16 protein-coding genes and 2 pseudogenes are annotated in these 19,049 nt (G+C 64.0%); 5 read left to right on the top strand and 13 right to left on the bottom strand.

Annotated elements, in window-relative coordinates; genetic code table 11:
• Window positions 1-79: 79 nt before the first annotated feature.
• From HY058_08635 to HY058_08620, 4 genes are all read right to left on the bottom strand, one after another.
• Window positions 80-1,876 carry a hypothetical protein gene (locus HY058_08635; protein MBI3497356.1) on the bottom strand — a complete coding sequence of 599 codons (1,797 nt, stop codon included), beginning with the start codon at window positions 1,874-1,876 and terminating at the stop codon, window positions 80-82.
• The gene (locus HY058_08630) at window positions 1,873-3,756 is read right to left on the bottom strand and encodes a hypothetical protein (protein MBI3497355.1); all 1,884 of its coding nucleotides are present in this window, start codon (window positions 3,754-3,756) and stop codon (window positions 1,873-1,875) included. The genes HY058_08635 and HY058_08630 overlap by 4 nt, the downstream gene beginning before the upstream one ends.
• Window positions 3,757-3,991: 235 nt before the next feature.
• The gene (locus HY058_08625) at window positions 3,992-4,447 is read right to left on the bottom strand and encodes a PaaI family thioesterase (protein MBI3497354.1); all 456 of its coding nucleotides are present in this window, start codon (window positions 4,445-4,447) and stop codon (window positions 3,992-3,994) included.
• Entirely contained in the window at window positions 4,444-4,767 is a 324-nt protein-coding gene (locus tag HY058_08620) for a multidrug efflux SMR transporter (GenBank protein MBI3497353.1), read from the bottom strand. Before HY058_08620 ends, HY058_08625 begins: the two co-directional genes overlap by 4 nt.
• A gap of 106 nt (window positions 4,768-4,873) precedes the next feature.
• On the opposite strand from HY058_08620, the gene HY058_08615 reads away from it, so the two are divergent.
• Window positions 4,874-5,677, top strand: a complete 804-nt coding sequence (locus tag HY058_08615; protein MBI3497352.1) for an enoyl-CoA hydratase — start codon at window positions 4,874-4,876, stop codon at window positions 5,675-5,677.
• A 5-nt stretch (window positions 5,678-5,682) separates the two neighbouring features.
• Here the strand turns inward: HY058_08615 and HY058_08610 are convergent, their stop codons facing one another.
• The 3 genes from HY058_08610 to HY058_08600 all read right to left on the bottom strand — a co-directional run bounded on the left by HY058_08610 (window position 5,683) and on the right by HY058_08600 (window position 9,239).
• A complete protein-coding gene (locus tag HY058_08610) occupies window positions 5,683-7,350 on the bottom strand; it encodes a hypothetical protein (GenBank protein MBI3497351.1) in 1,668 nt (555 codons plus the stop codon).
• Between the two features lie 8 nt (window positions 7,351-7,358).
• Entirely contained in the window at window positions 7,359-7,742 is a 384-nt protein-coding gene (locus HY058_08605) for a hypothetical protein (GenBank protein ID MBI3497350.1), read from the bottom strand.
• A 222-nt stretch (window positions 7,743-7,964) separates the two neighbouring features.
• Window positions 7,965-9,239 carry an MFS transporter gene (locus tag HY058_08600; protein ID MBI3497349.1) on the bottom strand — a complete coding sequence of 425 codons (1,275 nt, stop codon included), beginning with the start codon at window positions 9,237-9,239 and terminating at the stop codon, window positions 7,965-7,967.
• A 168-nt stretch (window positions 9,240-9,407) separates the two neighbouring features.
• On the opposite strand from HY058_08600, the gene HY058_08595 reads away from it, so the two are divergent.
• Entirely contained in the window at window positions 9,408-10,016 is a 609-nt protein-coding gene (locus HY058_08595; protein MBI3497348.1) for a TetR/AcrR family transcriptional regulator, read from the top strand.
• A 44-nt stretch (window positions 10,017-10,060) separates the two neighbouring features.
• Here HY058_08595 and HY058_08590 read toward each other — a convergent pair whose 3' ends face one another.
• The 3 genes from HY058_08590 to HY058_08580 all read right to left on the bottom strand — a co-directional run bounded on the left by HY058_08590 (window position 10,061) and on the right by HY058_08580 (window position 12,676).
• Window positions 10,061-10,489, bottom strand: coding sequence for a GNAT family N-acetyltransferase (locus tag HY058_08590; GenBank protein MBI3497347.1), 429 nt, complete (start codon window positions 10,487-10,489; stop codon window positions 10,061-10,063).
• Window positions 10,490-10,976: 487 nt separating this feature from the next.
• Window positions 10,977-11,201: a hypothetical protein gene (locus HY058_08585; protein ID MBI3497346.1), complete on the bottom strand. Its 225-nt coding sequence runs from the start codon at window positions 11,199-11,201 to the stop codon at window positions 10,977-10,979.
• On the bottom strand, window positions 11,198-12,676 hold the full coding sequence (locus HY058_08580) for an IS21 family transposase (GenBank protein ID MBI3497345.1): 1,479 nt from the start codon (window positions 12,674-12,676) through the stop codon (window positions 11,198-11,200). Before HY058_08580 ends, HY058_08585 begins: the two co-directional genes overlap by 4 nt.
• Before the next feature lie 695 nt (window positions 12,677-13,371).
• On the opposite strand from HY058_08580, the gene HY058_08575 reads away from it, so the two are divergent.
• A protein-coding gene (locus HY058_08575) for an IS630 family transposase (protein ID MBI3497344.1) occupies window positions 13,372-14,314 on the top strand; the annotation gives its coding sequence in 2 pieces (ribosomal slippage) (window positions 13,372-13,707 and window positions 13,709-14,314; 942 coding nt in all).
• A gap of 170 nt (window positions 14,315-14,484) precedes the next feature.
• Here the strand turns inward: HY058_08575 and katG are convergent.
• The gene (gene katG, locus HY058_08570; GenBank protein MBI3497343.1) at window positions 14,485-16,668 is read right to left on the bottom strand and encodes a catalase/peroxidase HPI; all 2,184 of its coding nucleotides are present in this window, start codon (window positions 16,666-16,668) and stop codon (window positions 14,485-14,487) included.
• 81 nt (window positions 16,669-16,749) lie between these two features.
• Window positions 16,750-17,459, bottom strand: a pseudogene (locus HY058_08565) (aquaporin).
• 137 nt (window positions 17,460-17,596) lie between these two features.
• Between HY058_08565 and HY058_08560 the strand changes: the two are divergent.
• Both HY058_08560 and HY058_08555 read left to right on the top strand, forming a co-directional pair.
• A complete protein-coding gene (locus HY058_08560; GenBank protein ID MBI3497342.1) occupies window positions 17,597-18,094 on the top strand; it encodes an NAD(P)H-dependent oxidoreductase in 498 nt (165 codons plus the stop codon).
• Window positions 18,091-18,744, top strand: a complete 654-nt coding sequence (locus tag HY058_08555; protein MBI3497341.1) for a TetR/AcrR family transcriptional regulator — start codon at window positions 18,091-18,093, stop codon at window positions 18,742-18,744. The genes HY058_08560 and HY058_08555 overlap by 4 nt, the downstream gene beginning before the upstream one ends.
• Before the next feature lie 166 nt (window positions 18,745-18,910).
• Here HY058_08555 and HY058_08550 read toward each other — a convergent pair.
• Window positions 18,911-19,048: pseudogene (locus tag HY058_08550) on the bottom strand (IS5/IS1182 family transposase).
• Between the last annotated feature and the right edge of the window lies 1 nt (window position 19,049).

The following is a 19,049-nucleotide window of genomic DNA, read 5'->3' as shown; positions in this document are numbered from 1 at the left end:
TTGGCTTTGTTCGCCGCAAGGGGTTTGGCCGCCTCACGCCGCTTCCCAGCATCTTCATTTGCGGTCGTCGCGTCCTTCGTCAGCGAATCCAGGTTTTTTGCACGTCATCAGAGCGAGTTTGCCCAGCCGGGGGCGTCGTTTTCGCCTCCAGGGCATCATGGGCGCGGGTCTTGTCCTGCGCCTGAGTGGACAAAGTATCGGCGTCGTCTTGGGCCTTCTGTGCCGTATCGAGGTCGGTCTTCGCCGCATCCGTGGCTGCTTTGGCGTCCCTGACCTTCGGCTCTAGGTCGGCGATCTTTTTGTTTAGGTCGTCGACTTTCGTCGCGGTCTGGTCCTTGAGCTGCGTCAGGCGAGCGGCTGTATCGGCGTGAAGCTGATCGATATTGCGGCTCCCCAATGTCGGACTGGTGACCTGGGCGCTTCCGAAGGTGAGCTGATTGGCAAGCCCGGCGGCCGATTGCAGAGCTCCCGCGCCGCCGCTGGACGCGATGTTCTTGGCGACGTCGGCGGCCGCCTTGAGCGCCGCGAGCCCGACATTCTTATAGGCGTCCAACAGATCCGAGGGGTCTTGATCGAACGACTTCAGATTCCAGTTGCCGATGTCGTCCTTGATGAGCGCCATCCGCACTGTCCCCTGCCCGCTCGCGTGGACCGTGTTGATGTTGTTCCAATTCTCATCGGTAAAAAGCTTTTCGATGACGCGCACGCGATCACGAACGGAGCCAATACCGTCGCCTCCACTGCTGCCAAAGTATTGCCGTATGTCGGGCGCCGCATCATTCCAGATGTACTGCTTCAGGAATGCGGGAGGCGTGGTCTCGCGAAGAGCCACGGTCAGTGGCAACTCTCGGCGATCAACGCCTTTAACTTGCCTTAGCAGCGTATCTGCCCGGGGACCGATCTTGTCCGCGTAGGTGCTCAACATCGTTGACGCGGTAATCGGCACCGAGCGGCCTTCTTGCGTATCCAATGGGAACGGCACGTGGGATTGCGCCCATACGAGAGCCTTGTTGCGGAACTGCTGGGCCGCGGTCGCCGCCTCGGCCAAGATTGCAGTCAATGCTGTCTGAATCTTCGGTAAGTTCGCCGTGTCTCTCGGTTCCACGGCCGGCAAATTGGAGTATGATTCCAAATAGCGCAGCTTTTCAACCAACGACACATACTCGTCCCTTAGTTGATAAAGGAGCGCCAATTTGTTCTCTGGCGACAGCACCGGAGTTCCTTGTTGGGCAGCCGTCGATTGCGGCGAATTTTCCCTCTTAGCCGCAGCTAATTGCAGCAGTTCATCTTCGACGCATCGGTCGAGTGCGTACCGCATGCGCAGCCATCCAACGAGGTCGCTTGAATTGACCGGATCTTGTGGACGCGCACTGCAAAGACCGTACCCATCCACATATTCTAATAGCCCATGAATTTTGTTTGAAATCTTATCGCGAAGCTGGCTCTCCCCTGATGTAGTTATCTCCTTCACAAAGTCCTTGCTGAGTCCAAACGACCCCGGTGTCGTACCATAATAGCGCAGATGCCAAGCGTTGGCGGCTATGCGCACGCCATCGAGTAGATCCTCCACCGCAGTCAAATCTTTAATGATCTCTTGCAGGTGGAATGCATAACTGGCGTCGTATCGGCGCCCTTTGCCGAGCGAGAGCGAAAGGTACTTGCGAAGGGTCTCGATCGAGCTGTTGGCTTCGTTCAGCGTGCCCACAAGCTCACCCCACTGAACCTCAGGATCTTTCGACAGCGGCCCTTTATAGACCTCGACCTCGACCCGCATCGCTGCTGAGCCGGAGATACCATCGATCGAGGCGCAGCTGGATACGCCGAGAAGCACGCAAGCCGACGCGACCGCTACTAACCGATCGAGCGAATTCCTCATTTCTTGACTCCCGTTTGACCGAGGAATGCCTCGATCACCTTCTGCACCGCCGGGGCTACGTCATCCGGGAACTTCGGCTTCGCCGCGTCCAACGCACGCTGCGCCTCCGAGATATGCAATCGCTCGGTCGCGATCGGCAGGAGCTGGTCGGAGGCGTTCGCCTTCTGATCCAAGACTCGGCTCGATAGATCCTTGAGCACGCTGATCAGCGGCTTGGCATCGCTCGACATCGCCATCACCAGACGTTCGTCTTGGTTGAAGGTCCGCACACCTTCCGGACCGAGAACCTGGAATCCACGCTTCTTGGTGCTGCCTCGCGGGCAGTCCTCGGAGGACGCGGTCGCCGTGTCGACGAGGGCGCTGACGGCGCCACGATCCAGTGTGGCCTTGGTCATCTGAACGATTTTATCTCGCATTGCCCGTGCCTCGCGTTCCGCAACGGTGATCTGCCCTTGCAGACGTACGATGCCTGGTGCCGCCACTGTGCCGTCGATGCGGCCTTGCCAATTCTTGACGTCCGCATCAGCCGCGAGAACTGCGTTGTCCAACGGAGTTTGCACCGCCACCAGGGCCGCGACCGAGGCCGCCGCCTTGCCCGAATTGGCGTTCGCGGCCGCGAGCGTTTTGGTGGCGGTGGCTTTATTGTCCATGGCAGATTGCTGCTTCGCCAGTGCGCCCTTCTGTTTCGCCGTCGTCGCATCGAGGGCGCTCTTTGCCGCTTTCAGCTTCTCCTCGGCGGTCGCGAGGCGTTGCCGGGCGATCGAGATATCGTTGGCAACTTGTGGCGCGGCCGCAAGCGCGGCCACCAGTGCGCCATTGGCGATATCACGCTCCATTTGGGCGCTGGCGAGGGCCGCCGTGGCCGTCGCGACATCCGCCGCCGTGGTGGCCGCATCCTGATCCGCCTTCGCCTTATCGGCGTTGAAGGAGGTGAGCGAGTCTTGAACCGTCTTCTCGGTGGCTGAAAGAGTTGCCGTATTCTGCTGCACGTTGGCCAATGCGGCCTGCCCCTTTGCCGCCTCTTCTTTGGCTTTGGCGAGCTTGGTCTTTGCTTCGGTGAGCTGGCTTTGGGCCTTGTCGGCTGCAAAACCGGCTAGGCGAAGCGCCATGGCAGCATCGCTTACCGCTGGACCAACGGTGTCTAGCGCGTTGCGCAAGCCAAGCGTCGTTCCGTCAGCCTTTGTCGGCAGATTGCCCCGATCTCCCCGTATGGCACTCGAAGCTCTTGGCGTCGGTTCCTTCGGATCCGGGGTGAAATCCGCGAGAGTTGGCGCCCTGAGGGTCTCGTAGTCTGTGACTGCTCCTAGCCCGGCCTGAAACGCATCTGCAGCGAGCGTAGCGATCTCGTTGCTGGTCCCAACGGCGGCGGGAGGTTGCGGTCCGCCGCCGATTTCCCGAATTTGACCCCGCACGAGTCCGAGAAGATCCGGATAGATTGGATCTTTGTCTCCGTCCTTAACCTCTCCCAACAGCGTGCGAAGCTCCTTCAGCCGCTTGAGTTGAGCCGTCTCTCGCGCCTCTTCTTCGACCTGGTCGCGGGACTTGAAATAGAGCTGCCCGTTCCTGTCGTCTTGGGCGATCGTTGCCCCAAACGGATCGATTTCCGCTGCCTTCAGCGTGCCCGACTCGAAATGCACGCGGTTGAACAGCGAGGAGGCTTGCCCGGTCATTCGGAAGCGATAGATCGAGTCCTTAAGCAGCTGCAGCTGCTGGTTGGTCTTGACCGGAAAGATCGCGTTCTGTCCCGGGTCGATCGAGGAATTTCGATCGACGAGCTCGCAGACATCGAACACGCGGAAGTAATAGGTCGTGCGGAAGCGGACATCCTTGTCCTCGTTCCAAGGATCCAAGCCTTTGGTGACTTCGAATTGCTCCGGCATCCTGCAGCCCACGAGCGCGATCGCGGCGCCGAAACAGGAGCAAAGCAGCGCCCGACGCCAAGCGCCGCGCGTTGCGACAATCCGTTTCCCCATGGTGCCCCCCAGCACGCTTAGATAGATATTCTCGGGTATCTAAGCCAAATGCGGGAATTGGAGCAACTTGAATTTGCAGTATTGGAAATAATTCCCGCTGCGGGGGTATGTGCATTCCCGAGCGACGACCAAGGGCTGGGGATTAACTTGCGCCCGTCGAGCCGTCCTGCGGCGGGATCGAATAGGTCGAGGTGACGTGGCAGACCGGCTCGTCGTCGCCCTCGGAGTAGAGCGTCACCTCGCCATAGGCCAAGCGCTTGCCGAGCTTGATGAGCCGGCCTTCGGCAATGAGATCCACCGGCGCCGGCCGGCGCAGGAAATTCGCATTGAGATTGGTGGTGACCACGTGCTTGGCCGGTCCGAGCCGGCTCATCACCACCGCATACATGGTGAAGTCCGCCAGCCCCATCATCGCCGGCCCGCTGATGGTGCCTCCGGGCCTGAGCAGCCTTCCATGCACCGGCAGCCTCACCCTGGCCGCCCCAGCCTCGAGCTTCTCGACCTTGATTCCGGACTCCGCCGCAAAGGGCAGCTCGCGGCGTATGAGCTCGTCGAATGCAGCAATGCTGATGGCGCTCTTCAACTTGGCCCGGTTCATGTGCCGGACTCGGCCAGCTTGAGGCCGACGATGCCGGCAACGATGGCGGCGATGCAGAGGAGGCGCAGCGGCGCCCGCGACTCCCCGAACCAGAGCATGCCAAGGATGGCCACGCCGGTGGCGCCGATGCCGGTCCACACCGCATAGGCCGTGCCGATCGGCAGCACCTTCGCCGCCGGCCCCAGAAAAGCGACGCTGCCCAGCATGGCGAGGATGGTGGCCACGCTCGGCCACACCTTGGTCCAGCCATCGGTGAATTTGAGGCCGATGGCCCAGGCGATCTCGAACAGCCCGGCGATCGTCAGATAGATCCACGCCATCGGTATCACCCGTTCCGCTTGGGCCGCGCCCCGCTCCGGCGGCTTGACGATAGGGGCCCCCCAACCCATAAGAAAGGGGATTCCCCCGCGCCCGAGAGTGGAGCCGATGACCGCACAGAAGCAGCCGCAGGCGGACGAGCCCCTGGTGCTCCGGGAGATCGATGCCGGGATCTTGACCCTCACCCTCAACCGCCCGGCGCAGCGTAATCCCTTGTCGACGGCGATGATGGCGAGCCTCCAGGCCGAGCTCGACCGGGCGGCGGGCGATGCTTCGATCCGCGTGGTGGTGCTGGCGGGCGCCGGCCCTGCCTTCTCCGCCGGTCACGATCTGCGCGAGCTCAAGGCCAGACCGGAAGAGCCGTTCTACAGATCGGTCTTCCAGCAATGCTCGCGGCTGATGCTGACCATCACCCTGCTGCCGAAGCCGGTGATCGCCCGCGTGCATGGGGTGGCCACCGCCGCCGGCTGCCAGCTCGTCGCCACGGCGGACCTCGCGGTCGCTTCGCAAGGCGCGCGCTTCGCCACACCGGGGGTCAATATCGGGTTGTTCTGCTCGACGCCGATGGTGGCCTTGAGCCGCGCCGTCGGCCGCAAAGCGGCGATGGAGATGCTGCTCACGGGCGAGCTCATCGATGCGGACGCGGCCAAGGCCCTCGGCCTCGTCAACCGTGTGGTCCCGCCGGCGGAGCTCGAGAGCGCGACCGCGACGCTCGCCCGCCAGATCGCGGCCAAATCGCCGCTCGTGCTCAAGATCGGCAAGGAGGCGTTCTATCGCCAGCGAGAGATGGGCTTGGAAGACGCCTACGCCTATGCGAGCGAGGTCATGACCCGCAACATGCTGGCCGCCGATGCCAGCGAAGGCATCGATGCCTTTATCGGCAAGCGCGCGCCGGTCTGGTGCGGGCGGTAGCGAAGCTAAAACACGTAACGCGTCAGCGGAATCTGCGTGCCGTTGGGCAGCGTCAGGGTCGCCTGAGACTGGCTCGAGAACTGAAGGGAGACCGTCCCCAGGCTCTCGGCGAGATTGGGCGCGGCGTAGGCACCGGTCAGCGTCTGCCCGCCTTGGTATTGCTGCAGGGGCCCTTGATAGAGCGTCGGCGAGGTCATCGGGCCTTGGCTCGTGTACCACACCGCCTGGCCGCGACTGTCATACATGTATCCCGAGATCAGCATCGTGGTGTTCTGCACCTCGATGAAGAACCCCCTGCCGCCCTCCGCCGGGTTCCACCACCATCCCGTCTGCGGCATGCCGGCGGCCGGCCCGCTGGCAGCGCCGCCGGTCACGAAATCGAAACGCTGGATCGGCGTGGTGCCGCCCGGCCAAACCAGCCGGCCGCTGCCGGCGCTGTCGAGGCTGAGCGTGGCGGAGCCGATGGTGCCGAGGAGCGCCGGCGCCTGATAGGCCCCGGTCAGGGTCTGGCCATTGGCATATTGCTGGAGCGAGCCTTGGAAGCTGACGGCGGCTTGCCGCGGCGCCAGCGCCACATACCAGAGCGGGCTGCCATCGGCCGCATAGAGATAGGTCGACATGAACACGTTGCTGCCGCTCAGCTCCAGGCTGAAACCGCGGCCGCCCTCGGCCGGATTCCACCACCAGCCGCTTTGCGGAAGGATCGTCGCCAGCGGCGCCGCGATCGACCAACCGATATCGGCGAGCTGGTTCGCCGTCAGGTCGAGCCCGCTGAGCCCGGCCGAGAGGAACGGGCCCATGAGCAAGGCCGGATTGGCGCGCCTGTCCCAGTGCACGATCGAGGATCCCGGCGCCAAGGCGCTGGGCGCATAAAGGAGAATGCGTCCGCCGCCATCGAGCCCGGCCCGCTGCCGGGTTGCGGCCGCGGCGGTCGCTTGCGGGCCCGACCAGGCGAGCTGGCCATCGCGGAGCGCGGACGCCGCCCGTTCGCCATCGCTGCCCATCTCGGCCCAGGTCTTGCCGGCGGCGTTGTCGTAGACGAAATAGTCGTAAACGCTGGGCGTCCCCTGGGCGAAGGCCCCGGTTGCGCCATTGGTGAAGGTGGTAAATCCGAGGCCGTGGGCGAGCTCGTGCTGAACCACCGGCAGGAGATCGAGCGTGCCCGATGCAGGCGCGTCGTCGAGCCCGTAGTAGAAGCCGGAGACGCCGGAGAGACAGCCCTGGTCGATGGATAGGCTGAAGGTGGCGCTGATCGCCGGCTGGCTGTTGGCGAGGTCGGTGCCGGCGAGCGCGTTGGCGAGAGCAATTGGATACCAGGTGCTCGGCAACGGCGCATTGGCGAAATTGCGCACGATGAAGGTCGGCCCTGCCTGGCCGAGGCGGGCGCTGGTGACACTGCAGGTGAGCGCCGCAAACTGCGCCTGAACGATGATCGGAACTGTGCTGGCGACGACGGCCCCCCAGCTATTGGCGGCCTGCTGGAAGACGTTGAGGCGCTGCTGGCCCTTGGTCGTGCCGGAATTGCCGCCGACCGGCGCCACCGGCGTCGGGTCGTTGAAGCCGATGCCGGCCGGATCGTTGTTGGCGATGGTGATCTGGGCGGCGTCCAGCGGCGCCACCCACCAGGACGCAAGCGCCGAGACGGCAAGCAGGAGAGCCAGCGATCGGACCAAGGTCGGTCTTATTGTTGGGATGGCAGAGCCCAGGCGCGCAGAGAGTTGACCGCGGCCAGCGACAAGCGGTGCTCGCCATGGAGGTCGCAGGTGACGGTCACGGTTCCGTCGCCATTCATCTGGATGACCGCGGCATGCTGGAAGCGGCCTTGCAGATTCATGATCTCGGTGCCGTCGGCCCGACGCTCGACCGGGAGCCCTTCGGTGGTGGCGTTCAGCAAGAGCTGCTTTAGATGCTCGACCGGGACGCTTCCCGGGGCGCCCGGTGGGGTTGGCATAATCTGGCCGGTCGCCGGGTCGATGAGAACGTCCATGGCCGAGCGGCCGGGAATTGGCGTGCCGCTGTCCGCCCGCGCCGGGCTCCGCCCGGATAGGACAGACAAACCTGCCACCAGCAGCTCACGCCGCGAAATCCCCATGCCGGGGACCTTATCTGAGTCGAAAACCGCCCCGGTCGTGAAAATCCCGTGATCGCCGCGACGACGGCGTGCCGATCCCTAGTGTCCCGCCCCTGAAATTCGTCGGCGAATTTCAGGGATAAGCGGGCCACTAATCTATTGAATCTAGTGTGATTCAGATTCCGAAGTTCGACAACGAACTTCGGAATCATCACACTAGCGGACCGACTCCACTGCGGGGCGAAGGCGCATCCGATCATCGCGCGCCCGCTCGGAAGGCGGACGATCGTCCATCGGCCATTGCAGGAGAAAGGCAAGAATCCCGATGGCGATCAGCCACACCCAGGCCCAGCCATAGGAGCCGCTCAAATCGAAGGTGATCCCGCCCAAGAGCACGCCGCAGAACGAGCCGACCTGATGGCTGAGGAAGACGAAGCCATAGAGCGTGCCGAAATGCTTCAAGCCGAATACCTTGTCGACCAGCCCGCTGACCAGGGGCGAGACGCTGAGCCAGAGGAACCCCATGACGCCGGCGAAGATCAGCGTCGAAGCCGGACTAATGGGCAGAGCCAGGAAGACGATGATCGCCAGCGTGCGGAAGAGATAGATGAGGGCCAGCAGCCGCTTCTGGCTGTAGCGGGCGCCGAGCTGGCCGACCACGTAGGAGCCGACGGCGTTGCAGAGCCCGATCACGCCGAGCGCGCTGGCACCCACTCCCGGCGATATGCCACAGAGCGCCAAGTAGGACGGCAGATGCACGGTGATGAACATGAGCTGGAAGCCGCAGGCGAAAAACGCCGCCGTCATGGCCAAATAACCGGGATGCCGTGCCGCGGCGCGGAGCACGGTGCCGAGATCCTGCTCGTCCTCGACCCGCGAGGCGGCGGTCGTCTCCGGCCGCTGGTCCGGTCCGATGGCGAGGCCCAACACCGCCATCGCGCCAGCGATGCCTGCTGATACGACAAGCGCAGCCTGCCAGCCGAAATCGGCGATCAGCCATTGTCCCAAGGGCGCCAGGAGAAAGGTGCCGAGCGAGCCGACGGCGGCGACAGCGCCGACCGCCTGGCTGCGGCGGCTGGGCTCGACCGAGCGCGAGACCGCCCCCATGACCACGCCGAGCCCGGTGCCGGCGACACCGAGCCCAGCGAGGAGGCCGCCGCCCAGATCGAGGGTGAGCGGGTTGGCGCTGAGCGACATGACCAGCAATCCCACGCCATAAATGAGAGCCGAGCCCATCAGCACCGGCCTCGTGCCGTATCGATCGGCGAGCATGCCGATGAGCGGCTGGCTTAGGCCCCAGACGATGCTCTGCAGCGCGATGGCGAAACTGAAGGCCGAAGCCGAGACGCCCAGGCTCAGGAGCGGCGGCAGAAACAAGCCGAAGCTCTGGCGCAAGCCGGTGCTGATCGACAGGATCGCACCGGTGACGACGAGTAGCATGGTGGCGCGGGACAGGGAGCGGGCGGGCGAGGACAAAATCGTCTGCGACATGCGATCACTCCAGGCCGAGCCGTCGCCCGCCGCATTCGCGTTCGGGGCTCTCTCGACGGCGCTTGATTACACCGATCTGTGTAATTAATCTGGGATAGCGTCTACCGCCGGTCAAGGGAAATTACACCGACCTGTGCAATGACCCAGGCATCTCCGCGCAAGCTCGCAATGCAAGAGCGAATTCTGGCGACGGCCGACCGGCTGTTCTACCGTCAGGGGATCCGCGCGGTCGGCGTCGACACCATCGCCGCCGCGATCGGCATCAGCAAGCGCACGCTTTACAATCACTTCCCCTCCAAGGACGCCCTGGTGCTGGCCTATCTCCGGCGCCGGTTCTGGCGGAAGCCGCCATCCGATGCGCCAGCAGCCGAGCAGATCCTGGGCGACTTCGACCGGCTTGAACGGCTGTTCCAGAGCAAGGAGTTTCGCGGCTGTCCCTTCGTGAACTCGGTCGCCGAACTCGGCGAACCCGGGCACGAGACCAACAAAGTCGCCATCGCGTTCAAGGAGGAGCGACGCTTGTGGTTTCGCGAACTCCTGACGAAGCTCGGAGTCGCCGACCCCGACGGGCTGGCCATGCAGCTGCACCTCCTGGTCGAAGGCGCCATCGCCGCGGCACTGGTACGCGGCGATCCGAAGGTCGCGAGCGCCGCGCGGGAGGCGGCGCGGATGTTGTTGATGGCTGCCGGCGTTCAAATCTCCCCGGCGGCTTCGCGCTCGGGCAAGCAGCGTCCGAAGCGCCTGGCTCCAATGAGGCTACGCGGCCGCAGAGCGTGATCGGCGGTTCAAATCCCCCTGACTTACAGATCAGAAAGACCGTTCTAGGTCAGCCGTTTTATGATCGCTCGCGTCTCTTCGGGTTGGCGAAGGCCGACCGGTTCATAGCCACGTCGAAGATAGAATTCCTCGGCGTTCGAACTTGCGTCAGCGCGTATTGTCGGAACGCCCCGCTCTCGCATCAGCGCTTCGAGCCTGCCCAGCAGTTCTGTCGCGACGCCTCGGCCAGCGAATTCCGGGTCGGTATACAGTCCCTCCAACCGGTCGCCACGAATTGCACCCCATCCCACGACCGTATCATTTAGCTCGACGACCCATATTTCCATTTCACGAAGCTTTTGCTCCATCCCGAAGAGAGTGAGAGTCGCTGCCCAGATTTCGGCTTGCGAAACGGACATCCCTTTTGGCGTGAGGGCTGCGATGGATTTTCGTCGCAGCTCGAATAGCTGCTTCGCATCGGCGGGCACGGCCAATCTATGCGTGGCTTTCATACCGAGACACCACTTTCTCCCCGTCAGGCTCCTCTGAGTTCTAGAGTTTTCATATACTACTCGGCTTGCGAGTCGAGTTGTCCTTGCGTTTCTGCAGTTTGTTCCAGGTCTATGCATTGTTCGCGTCTTGAGGAGTTGGCGCACAGCTTCCTCAAATTCCGCCTCCTATTTGGAGCGCCCTTCGGAGGACGGCTGATGAGGGTGCTTATCGATGAGACAATCCCTACAATGCCTGAGTCGTGCCGAATCCGCGGAACTTGCGTTAGTCGTTGAGGACCATGGAAGCTTCTATCGCGCATCAACATGCCTCACACTCGATACGGCACACCAACACACGGTAACTCGCTCGCCCCGATCAAGATTGGCTCCAGCCCTGAAGGCCAGCGTGCTCATAGATGCCGCTATGCCAGGGTTCCGCTAGCAGCGGACAGGAACAAGGCAATGCAGTTGCGTGTCCCCGCAACCACTTTCACCGAACGCCCGAACACGCGGTGAACCGCCGCCACCGATCAGGCGGCGTTTTTGCTCGTGGCGGTACCGTTCCGGGGTACTTGCACATCGCGGCGAGGAAGCGGGCGCTGCCCCAGCCTTCGCGATCGGCACGGGCGCCGAACTCCTGCCAGATGCGGCCGATCGTCGGCAGGCGCAGCGCGTTCAGCATCACCGGCAGTTTGGCGGCGTCGACGTCGCTCATGCGGCATCTCCCAGGACCGGCAGCCGCAGCAGCTCGTCGTAGACGGCGAGATCGGGCGGCGGGACCATCACCGTGGGTGCGGCGGCGCGGACCGGCGGGACCACGGCGGCGCGCGCCACTTCGAGATCGGGTGTCCCGCCGGCGTCGAGCACGGCGGCGAGGTGAGCGGCGAGCACCGCCTCGCAGCCCTGCATGGCGGCGAGGTGAAGCAGCCCGACATACACCCGGCACGCCTTGCGCGGATCGAGCCGTTGATCGAGCGTCTCCCAGGCGCGGCGAAAGATCGAGCTCGGGAACAGCTCGTCGCGGAACACCGAGCGCCGGAAGGCCTGGGGCTTTCTGATCAGCGCACCGATCAGGTGGCGATAATCGACGACGCGCTGGCGCGGTCCGTTGCGCTTGAAGTAGCGTCGGGCCACGGTCAGCACCGGCGTGGTGCCGAGGTAGCAGACCAGGCGATCGTCATAAATGTGCACCTTGACCCGGCAGCCGACCAGGCGCGAGGGCACGGTGTAGAGAACATTGCGCACCGCGATCGTGCCCGAGCGCGTCACGGTGACGGTGGCGCTCGAGAAATCCGTGGTGCGGTGCGGCGGCAGCGGGAGGAGCGCGGCCAGCTCGACGACAACCTCTTCGCGCCGCCGAGCGTTCTTGCGGGCGATGAACTCCTGGAGGAAAGCCTGATAGGCAGCCAGGTCGGGAAAATCCCGCGCGCCGCGCAGTTCGAGTGCTTCGTCGAGACCGGTCTTCAGATGGCCGTGCGCGGCCTCGACCGCACCATTCTCGTGGCTGACGCCGGCGTTGTTGCGGGTCGGCTCCATGCCGTAATGGCGACAGAACTCGGCATAGCGCGCCGCCTCGTCGTCGCGGCTGGAGAGGTTGCGGTAGGCAGCCGAGAGCCGGTCGGTGCGATGCGTGCGCGGCACCCCGCCGAGCTGCCAGAGCGCCTCCTGAACGCCTTCGGTGAGCGCGGTGAAGCTCTCCCCGCCGCAGATCGCCTTGACGTATTGCCAGCCGCTGAAGGTGAGCCAGAAATGATAGAGCAAATGGGGAAACGGCGCCCCGCCGAGAGTGACGCCAAGCCGGCCGCCGTCGGTGAAATCCGATAGCGCTTGCAGGCCCGGTGGATGCTCCTGACGAAAGATCAGCTCCCGTTCCGGGCCCTCGGTCGCCCGCCAATGAGCCACTCGACGCTGCAAGGAGCGCAGCATGCGGTCGGGATAGCGTGTAGGATGGCGCCGCTGTAGCTCTTCGAGCAGCGTCGTTGCCCGCAGGCTCGGCATCGCGGTGAGCATCGGCACCAGCTCCGCGCGCCAGACCTCGGCGAAGGGATCCTGGCGGGTGCGATAGCGCCGCGTCCGGTCGAGCTGGCTCGGCAGCACCGGAGTGCCGTCAATCCGCCGCCCGGTGCGCTCGCTGAAACCGGCGCGCGCCGCCGCGGCCGCCTGGGCGTGCCCGTCTTTGCGTGAGTCCATATACCGCCTGACCTGGCGGTCAGTGACCCGCTTGCCGGACATTCAATCTTCCCCCGCGATCGCGGGGGAAGATTGATCACCACAGCATCAGCGAACCCAACCGGCCATCGTAGTTGTCGTCAAGCGGCCACCGTAATCGTCGTCGCGCAGTGCAGTCCCGCCACATCGCGTGCAGCAGCGTCGTAAGCTTGTGGGCGACCTCCACAACGGCTCGACGGTGACCTCGACGCTTGGTCGATGCTCATGCCCCACGCCCGCAGCGCCGAGCACTTCTGGCACCGAACAAGCAGCGCGCTCGACGTCCGCACCTCCTCATCGCCACAACGGGAGATGCGTCCGCTGTAGTCGACCTCGCCGGAGCCGCCGGTATCCCGACCGACGCCGTTCGCCCCGCGTGATCACCTCAATCGGCCGATTGCGAGCGCTCCTACGAGCAGGCATATGAGCGCTCTCTTCGAGATCGCTCGTCGCCGTGATGTCGTCCATCTAGGCGTTGCATCACAGAATGGCCCCGCGCCGCCATGTGCTGACTACAAGACGCTTACCCAGATCAACGGTTCTCGCGTGGTCCGCCGCGCCTGATGAACCTGGTAACGCTACTAGAGCACCGTAGCCTGAGGCTGACTCAGAAGTGAGACCGCGACGCGGGCGCGGTCTGATTCAAGCTGCTGGCTGGGATCGGGAGGCCAGCATGGATGGCAGCTCCGTATTCAATGGACCTTCGCGAACGGGTGGTTGCCGCGGTTGCGTCCGGGCTGAGCCGGCGGGCAGCGGCCGCGCAGTTTCAGGTCAGTGAGTCCTCAGCAATCCGCTGGACGCGTCGCAAGGCGGAGACGGGCAGCCCGGCTGCCCTGCCGATGGGCGGCAAGCGACCGTTCGTTTTGGCTGCCGAGGCCGATTGGGTGCTGGCTCGGCTGCGCGAGAAGCCGGACATCACCCTCAATGCCCTGCTGGGCGAGTTGCACGCGCGTGGCGTGAAGGTAAGCTACTATGGGGTCTGGCATTTCGTGACCCGGGCCGGGCTGAGCTTTAAAAAAAAGCCTGCACGCCAGCGAACAGGATCGTCCGGACGTGGCCCGTCGACGGGTGCGCTGGCGCAAGCACCAGGGACAGCTTGATCCCCGCCGTCTGATCTTCATCGACGAGACCTGGGTCAAGACCAACATGACCCGCACGCACGGGCGCTGCGCGGTGGGGCAGCGCCTGGTCGCCAAAGTGCCGCACGGGCACTGGAAGACGCTGACCTTCGTGGCTGCCCTGCGGTGCGACGGCGTGACCGCGCCCTGCGTGTTCGACGGCCCAATCAACGCTCGCAGCTTTCTGGCCTACGTCACCCGCTTTCTGGTGCCGACGCTGCGACCAGGCGACATTGTGGTCATCGACAATCTCGGCAGCCACAAGGGCGCTGCGGTGCGCCGCGCCATCCGCGCCGCCGGCGCCTACTTGTTCTTCCTGCCGCCCTACAGCCCAGACATGAACCCCATCGAACAGGTCTTCGCCAAGCTCAAGGCCCTCCTGCGCAAGGCGGCCGCCCGCTCGATCGAGGACGTCACCATCGCCATCGGCAGTCTTCTCGACGAGTTTTCCGCCCAGGAATGCGCCAACTACTTCGTCAACTCAGGATATGCGCCAACTTAGGGCAATAAGGCTCTAGCCACGGTTTCCCAATGTAACTGCGAGACAGCACGTCTCAAATCGCCACGGCCAGCCAGTGGGGATTTGGCATTTTCAACAAGAAAAGCCCCGTACGGGGCTTTTCTCCCAAGCAGTATCTTGACGAACTCTGCTATCTCACAACTGATTTCATTTTAACCTTGCAGGTCAAAACGATCCAGGTTGGTCACCTTGGTCCAGGCGTCAACGAAGTCCTTGACGAACTTCTCCTTCGCATCCGTGCTGGCGTAAACCTCGGCCAAAGCGCGCAGTACCGAGTTCGAGCCGAACACGAGGTCGACGCGCGTCCCGGTCCACTTGACCGCGCCGGTCTTGCGGTCGGTCCCTTCGAACACGGTCTTGGCGTCAGAGGTCGCCTTCCACTGCATGCTCATATCCAGGAGGTTGACGAAGAAGTTATTCGTCAGCACGCTCGGCCGATCCGTAAATACGCCATGGGTGGACCCGTCAACGTTGATGTTGATCGCGCGCAGGCCACCGATGAGCACGGTCATCTCAGGCGCGGTCAGCGTCAGCTGCTGCGCCTTGTCGATCAGAACCGCCTCTGCGGGCGCCGCAAGCCCGGCCTTCTCGTAATTGCGGAAGCCGTCTGCGGCCGGTTCAAGTCCCGCGAAGGACGCAACGTCCGTCTGCTCTTGCGAGGCGTCCGTGCGGCCAGGCGTGAACGGCACCGTCACCGCGTGGCCGGCTGCCTTCGCCGCCTGCTCGACGCCTGCGTTGCCGGCGAGAACGATCAGGTCGGCCAGAGAGACCTTCTTGCCGCCGGTCGCGGTGCTGTTGAAGGCGGTCTGGATCTCTTCCAGAGCCTTGAGCACCTTGGCCAGCTCCGCCGGCTGGTTCGCTTCCCAGTCCTTCTGCGGGGCAAGACGGATGCGGGCACCGTTGGCGCCGCCGCGCTTGTCCCCGCCACGGAAGGTGGAGGCCGAGGCCCAGGCGGTGCCGACCAGTTCGGACAGGCTAAGACCCGAGGCCAGAACCTTGGCCTTGAGTGCGGCGGCGTCTGCGGCATCAATCAACGGATGATCGACGGCGGGCAGCACGTCCTGCCAGATCAGCTCTTCCTTCGGCACTTCCGGGCCCATGTAGCGCGAGCGCGGGCCGAGATCGCGATGGGTCAGCTTGAACCAGGCGCGGGCGAACGCCTCGGCGAAAGCCTGCGGGTTCTCCAGGAAGCGGCGCGAGATCTTCTCGTAGGCCGGGTCGACACGCAGCGACAGGTCGGTCGTCAGCATGGTCGGCTTGTGCTTCTTGGACGGATCGTGCGCGTCGGGGATGACGGTCTCTGCGTCCTTGGCTACCCACTGGATGGCGCCGGCGGGGCTACGGGTCTGCACCCATTCGTACTTGAACAGGTTCTCGAAGAAGAAGTTGCTCCACTGCGTTGGCGTCTGCGTCCAGGTGACTTCGATGCCGCTGCCGATGGCGTCCTTGCCGCTGCCGGTGCCGTAGTTGCTGATCCAGCCAAGGCCCTGCGCCTCTAGCCCTGCGCCTTCAGGCTCCGCCCCCTTGTGTGATTCGGGTGCCGCACCGTGGGTCTTGCCGAAGGTATGGCCGCCCGCGATGAGCGCGACGGTCTCTTCGTCGTTCATCGCCATGCGGGCGAAGGTTTCGCGGATGAAGGCGGCGGCGGAAAGCGGATCGCCGTTGGCGCCCGGACCTTCCGGATTGACGTAGATCAGGCCCATCTCGGTGGCACCGAGCGGGTTGGGGAGGTTCTCAAGCGTCCGATGCGCCAGCCAGGTGGTCTCAGACCCCCAGTTGACGTCCTGATCCGGCTCCCAGGTGTCTTCGCGGCCGGCGGCAAAGCCGAACGTGCGGAAGCCCATCGTCTCCAGCGCCACGGTGCCGGTGAGGATCAGCAGGTCCGCCCAGGAAATCTTCTGCCCGTATTTCTGTTTGATCGGCCATAGCAGGCGGCGCGACTTGTCGATGTTCACGTTGTCCGGCCAGCTGTTGAGCGGAGCGAAACGCTGCTGGCCGCGGCCGCCACCGCCCCGGCCATCGCTGAGGCGATAGGTGCCCGCGGCGTGCCAGGACATGCGGATGAATTGCGGACCGTAATGGCCGAAGTCGGCGGGCCACCAGTCCTGCGAGTCGGTCATCAGCTTGCGCAGGTCATTCTTCAGCGCCTCGTAGTCGAGCTTCTTGAATTCCTCACGGTAGTTGAACGTCCGGTCCAGCGGATCGGATTTGGACGAGTGCTGGTTCAGCAGGTCGACGCGCAGCTGGTTAGGCCACCGATCGCGGTTTAGGGTCCCCCCGCCTGCGAGCGGTTTGGAGGAATTACCCGAAAACGGGCATTTGGCTTCAGTTGTCACGGCTTTTCGTTCCTTTGTTGGGTTGAGGGGGCGCAATCATGGCAAATGCCGCAGAAGACGATGCTGGCAGGTCCGCGGGTCCTACTCGGCCGGCACCAGGCTGGTCTCGAGCTGTGCGGAAGCGGATGCCGGCGCCCAGAAGAGGCGATAGAGCCCGCCCGCTATCACGGCACCCACGAGCTGCGCGACCAGGTAGATCGCGATGCCGTCGTACATGCCTGTCGCGACCGCCGGGCCAATGGTGCGCGCGGGATTGACGCTGCCGCCGGTGAGCGCGCCGAACATCAGGATGCACACCGTCACGGTCATGCCGATCGCGAACGGGGCGAGCCAACCTGCAGCTCCGCGCACCGCGGCGTGGAGAACCGTGTTGACGAGGAAGAACGTGCCGATCGCCTCGAGCGCGAAGGCGCCGCCATAGGTGATGCGGTGCGTGTCCACCAGCGTCGCACCAAGATGGTTCACCGGCCCACCGAATATGGCGAGCAGGCAGTAGCCCGCCGTAGTGGCTCCCGCGATTTGCACGACAATGTAAGGCGCGACGTGCCGTCGTGGGAACTTCCCGGCGGTGGCGAGGCCGACGGTAACCGCCGGATTAATGTGGCCGCCGCTGATGTCGCCGAATGGATGTCGCCGAATGCACTGGCGAACACCATGATAGTGAGCCCGTGCGCGAGCGCGATCGCCGTCATCTGCGCACTGCCGAGCGCCGTCACGGCGCCGGCGCCGATGAAGATCAAGGCAAAGGTGCCGATGAACTCGGCAGCCAATGCTTTCGTCAATCTGTTCATTTCTCTGGTCCTTTCTTTGTTCGTGCCGGGATAGGCATCACCCATTGGCCCGGGTGTTGTCGTCAACGCCACCCGCTTGAATGCCATACGGTATGGTATTATATGAGCTTGCATCCCAACCTTTCAAGAGCCCCCCGATGACCCAAGCTTTCCGCTTTCTCGGCCTCTCCGGCAGCCTGCGCCGCGCCTCCAACAACACCGCGGTGCTTCGCGGGCTTCAGGACGCGCTTGCGCCAAGAGTCGCGCTCAACATCTTCCCGCTGCATCGGATGCCGCTGTACAATGAGGACGATGATTGTGAACATGCACTGGAACCGGTGCGCGCCTTGCGTTCGGCCATCGAGACGAGCGATGGCGTGATCGTGATCTCGCCCGAGTACAATCATGGTATGTCCGGCGTCCTGAAGAACGGGCTCGACTGGGCCTCTCGGCCCTATGGACGGTCAGCGCTTAGGGGCAAGCCGGTACTGACCATGACGACGTCACCCGCCTTCACTGGCGGTGTGCGCGCGCAGCAGCAAATGAACGAGACAGGCGCCTCGTCGACGAAGCCGCGCTGCGCTTCGCGCTTGCGGGTGTCGATGATCTCCTCCGATGAGATCAGGGCAGCGCGGTTTCTTCGAGCGGCGGCATGAGCGCCACGACCGCCACGCCGCTGCCCGACGCGCCGCGACGAGCAATCCGCCGCACTCGGCGGGGCGACGAGAAGTCCGAACAGATTCGATCAACGGCTACCGAGCTGTTCCTCACGCGCGGCTATGACCGCGTCAGCGTGGACGAGATCGTCCGCGCCGTCGGTGGCTCGAAGACCAATATCTACAATCACTTCCGCAACAAAGAGGGGCTTTTCGTCGCCATCGTGAAAGGGCTGTGCGAGGATTTCCTTGCGTCCTTCGTCACGACTGACGTCTCCGCCCTCGGCGTGCAGGAAGGCCTGAGAACGCTCGCTGTGGCGCTCCTCGGCATCCTGCTTCAGGACCGGCACTTGGCGTTTCAGCGGCTTATCATCGCCGAAACGGCGCGCTTTCCTGCGCTCGGGCGCGCCTGGTTCGAGAGCGGCCCGGAGAGATCTCGGAGCATCATTGCCCAGTTCATCAAGAAACAGCAGCGAGCGGGGCGTTTGCGACGGAGCGATCCGCATCAATCGGCCACCCTCTTCCACGACATGATCACCTTCGATCTGCTCCACCGCGCCATGCTCGGCGATAAACCGAGCGACGACGAGATCCGTCACCGGATCGACATGGCGATCGACGCCTTCCTGCACGGCTTCGCGCGGACATAGGCCCCCTTTCTTGGACCCTCAACCGGCGCCAGGATGCGCGGCGTTGGTGAGCTGCAGGCCATCATGATCGCCGCGCCGGGCAGCGCAATGTCCAAGCCTGCGCGGCACCCCATCCAGTCGTCAACCTGACGGCACCCTTAGAACCTGACTCTGAATGGTAGCATTTCTATCGTTGTCGGGCGATTTTTCGGGTTAGCAGGCGGATATGGGCAAGGAGGAGCCATGCGGAGGCGCTGGCGATGTTTGCCTCGAAGTCCCTGGCGAGGCGTCGGCAGCGGCCCAGCCAGGCGAAGGTTCTCTCCAGG

The sequence above is a fragment of the Pseudomonadota bacterium genome (genome assembly GCA_016195085.1).
Lineage (GTDB): Bacteria > Pseudomonadota > Alphaproteobacteria > SHVZ01 > SHVZ01 > JACQAG01.
This window is presented reverse-complemented; position numbering and strand designations above follow the sequence as displayed.

Bases quoted from the DNA above. Each gene is read 5' to 3' on its own strand.
- HY058_08635 (MBI3497356.1), bottom strand. From the start codon at position 1,876: ATGAGGAATTCGCTCGATCGGTTAGTAGCGGTCGCGTCGGCTTGCGTG.
- HY058_08630 (MBI3497355.1), bottom strand. From the start codon at position 3,756: ATGCCGGAGCAATTCGAAGTCACCAAAGGCTTGGATCCTTGGAACGAG.
- HY058_08625 (MBI3497354.1), bottom strand. From the start codon at position 4,447: ATGAACCGGGCCAAGTTGAAGAGCGCCATCAGCATTGCTGCATTCGAC.
- HY058_08620 (MBI3497353.1), bottom strand. From the start codon at position 4,767: ATGGCGTGGATCTATCTGACGATCGCCGGGCTGTTCGAGATCGCCTGG.
- HY058_08615 (MBI3497352.1), top strand. From the start codon at position 4,874: ATGACCGCACAGAAGCAGCCGCAGGCGGACGAGCCCCTGGTGCTCCGG.
- HY058_08600 (MBI3497349.1), bottom strand. From the start codon at position 9,239: ATGTCGCAGACGATTTTGTCCTCGCCCGCCCGCTCCCTGTCCCGCGCC.
- HY058_08595 (MBI3497348.1), top strand. From the start codon at position 9,408: ATGCAAGAGCGAATTCTGGCGACGGCCGACCGGCTGTTCTACCGTCAG.
- HY058_08585 (MBI3497346.1), bottom strand. From the start codon at position 11,201: ATGAGCGACGTCGACGCCGCCAAACTGCCGGTGATGCTGAACGCGCTG.
- HY058_08580 (MBI3497345.1), bottom strand. From the start codon at position 12,676: ATGGACTCACGCAAAGACGGGCACGCCCAGGCGGCCGCGGCGGCGCGC.
- HY058_08560 (MBI3497342.1), top strand. From the start codon at position 17,597: ATGACCCAAGCTTTCCGCTTTCTCGGCCTCTCCGGCAGCCTGCGCCGC.
- HY058_08555 (MBI3497341.1), top strand. From the start codon at position 18,091: ATGAGCGCCACGACCGCCACGCCGCTGCCCGACGCGCCGCGACGAGCA.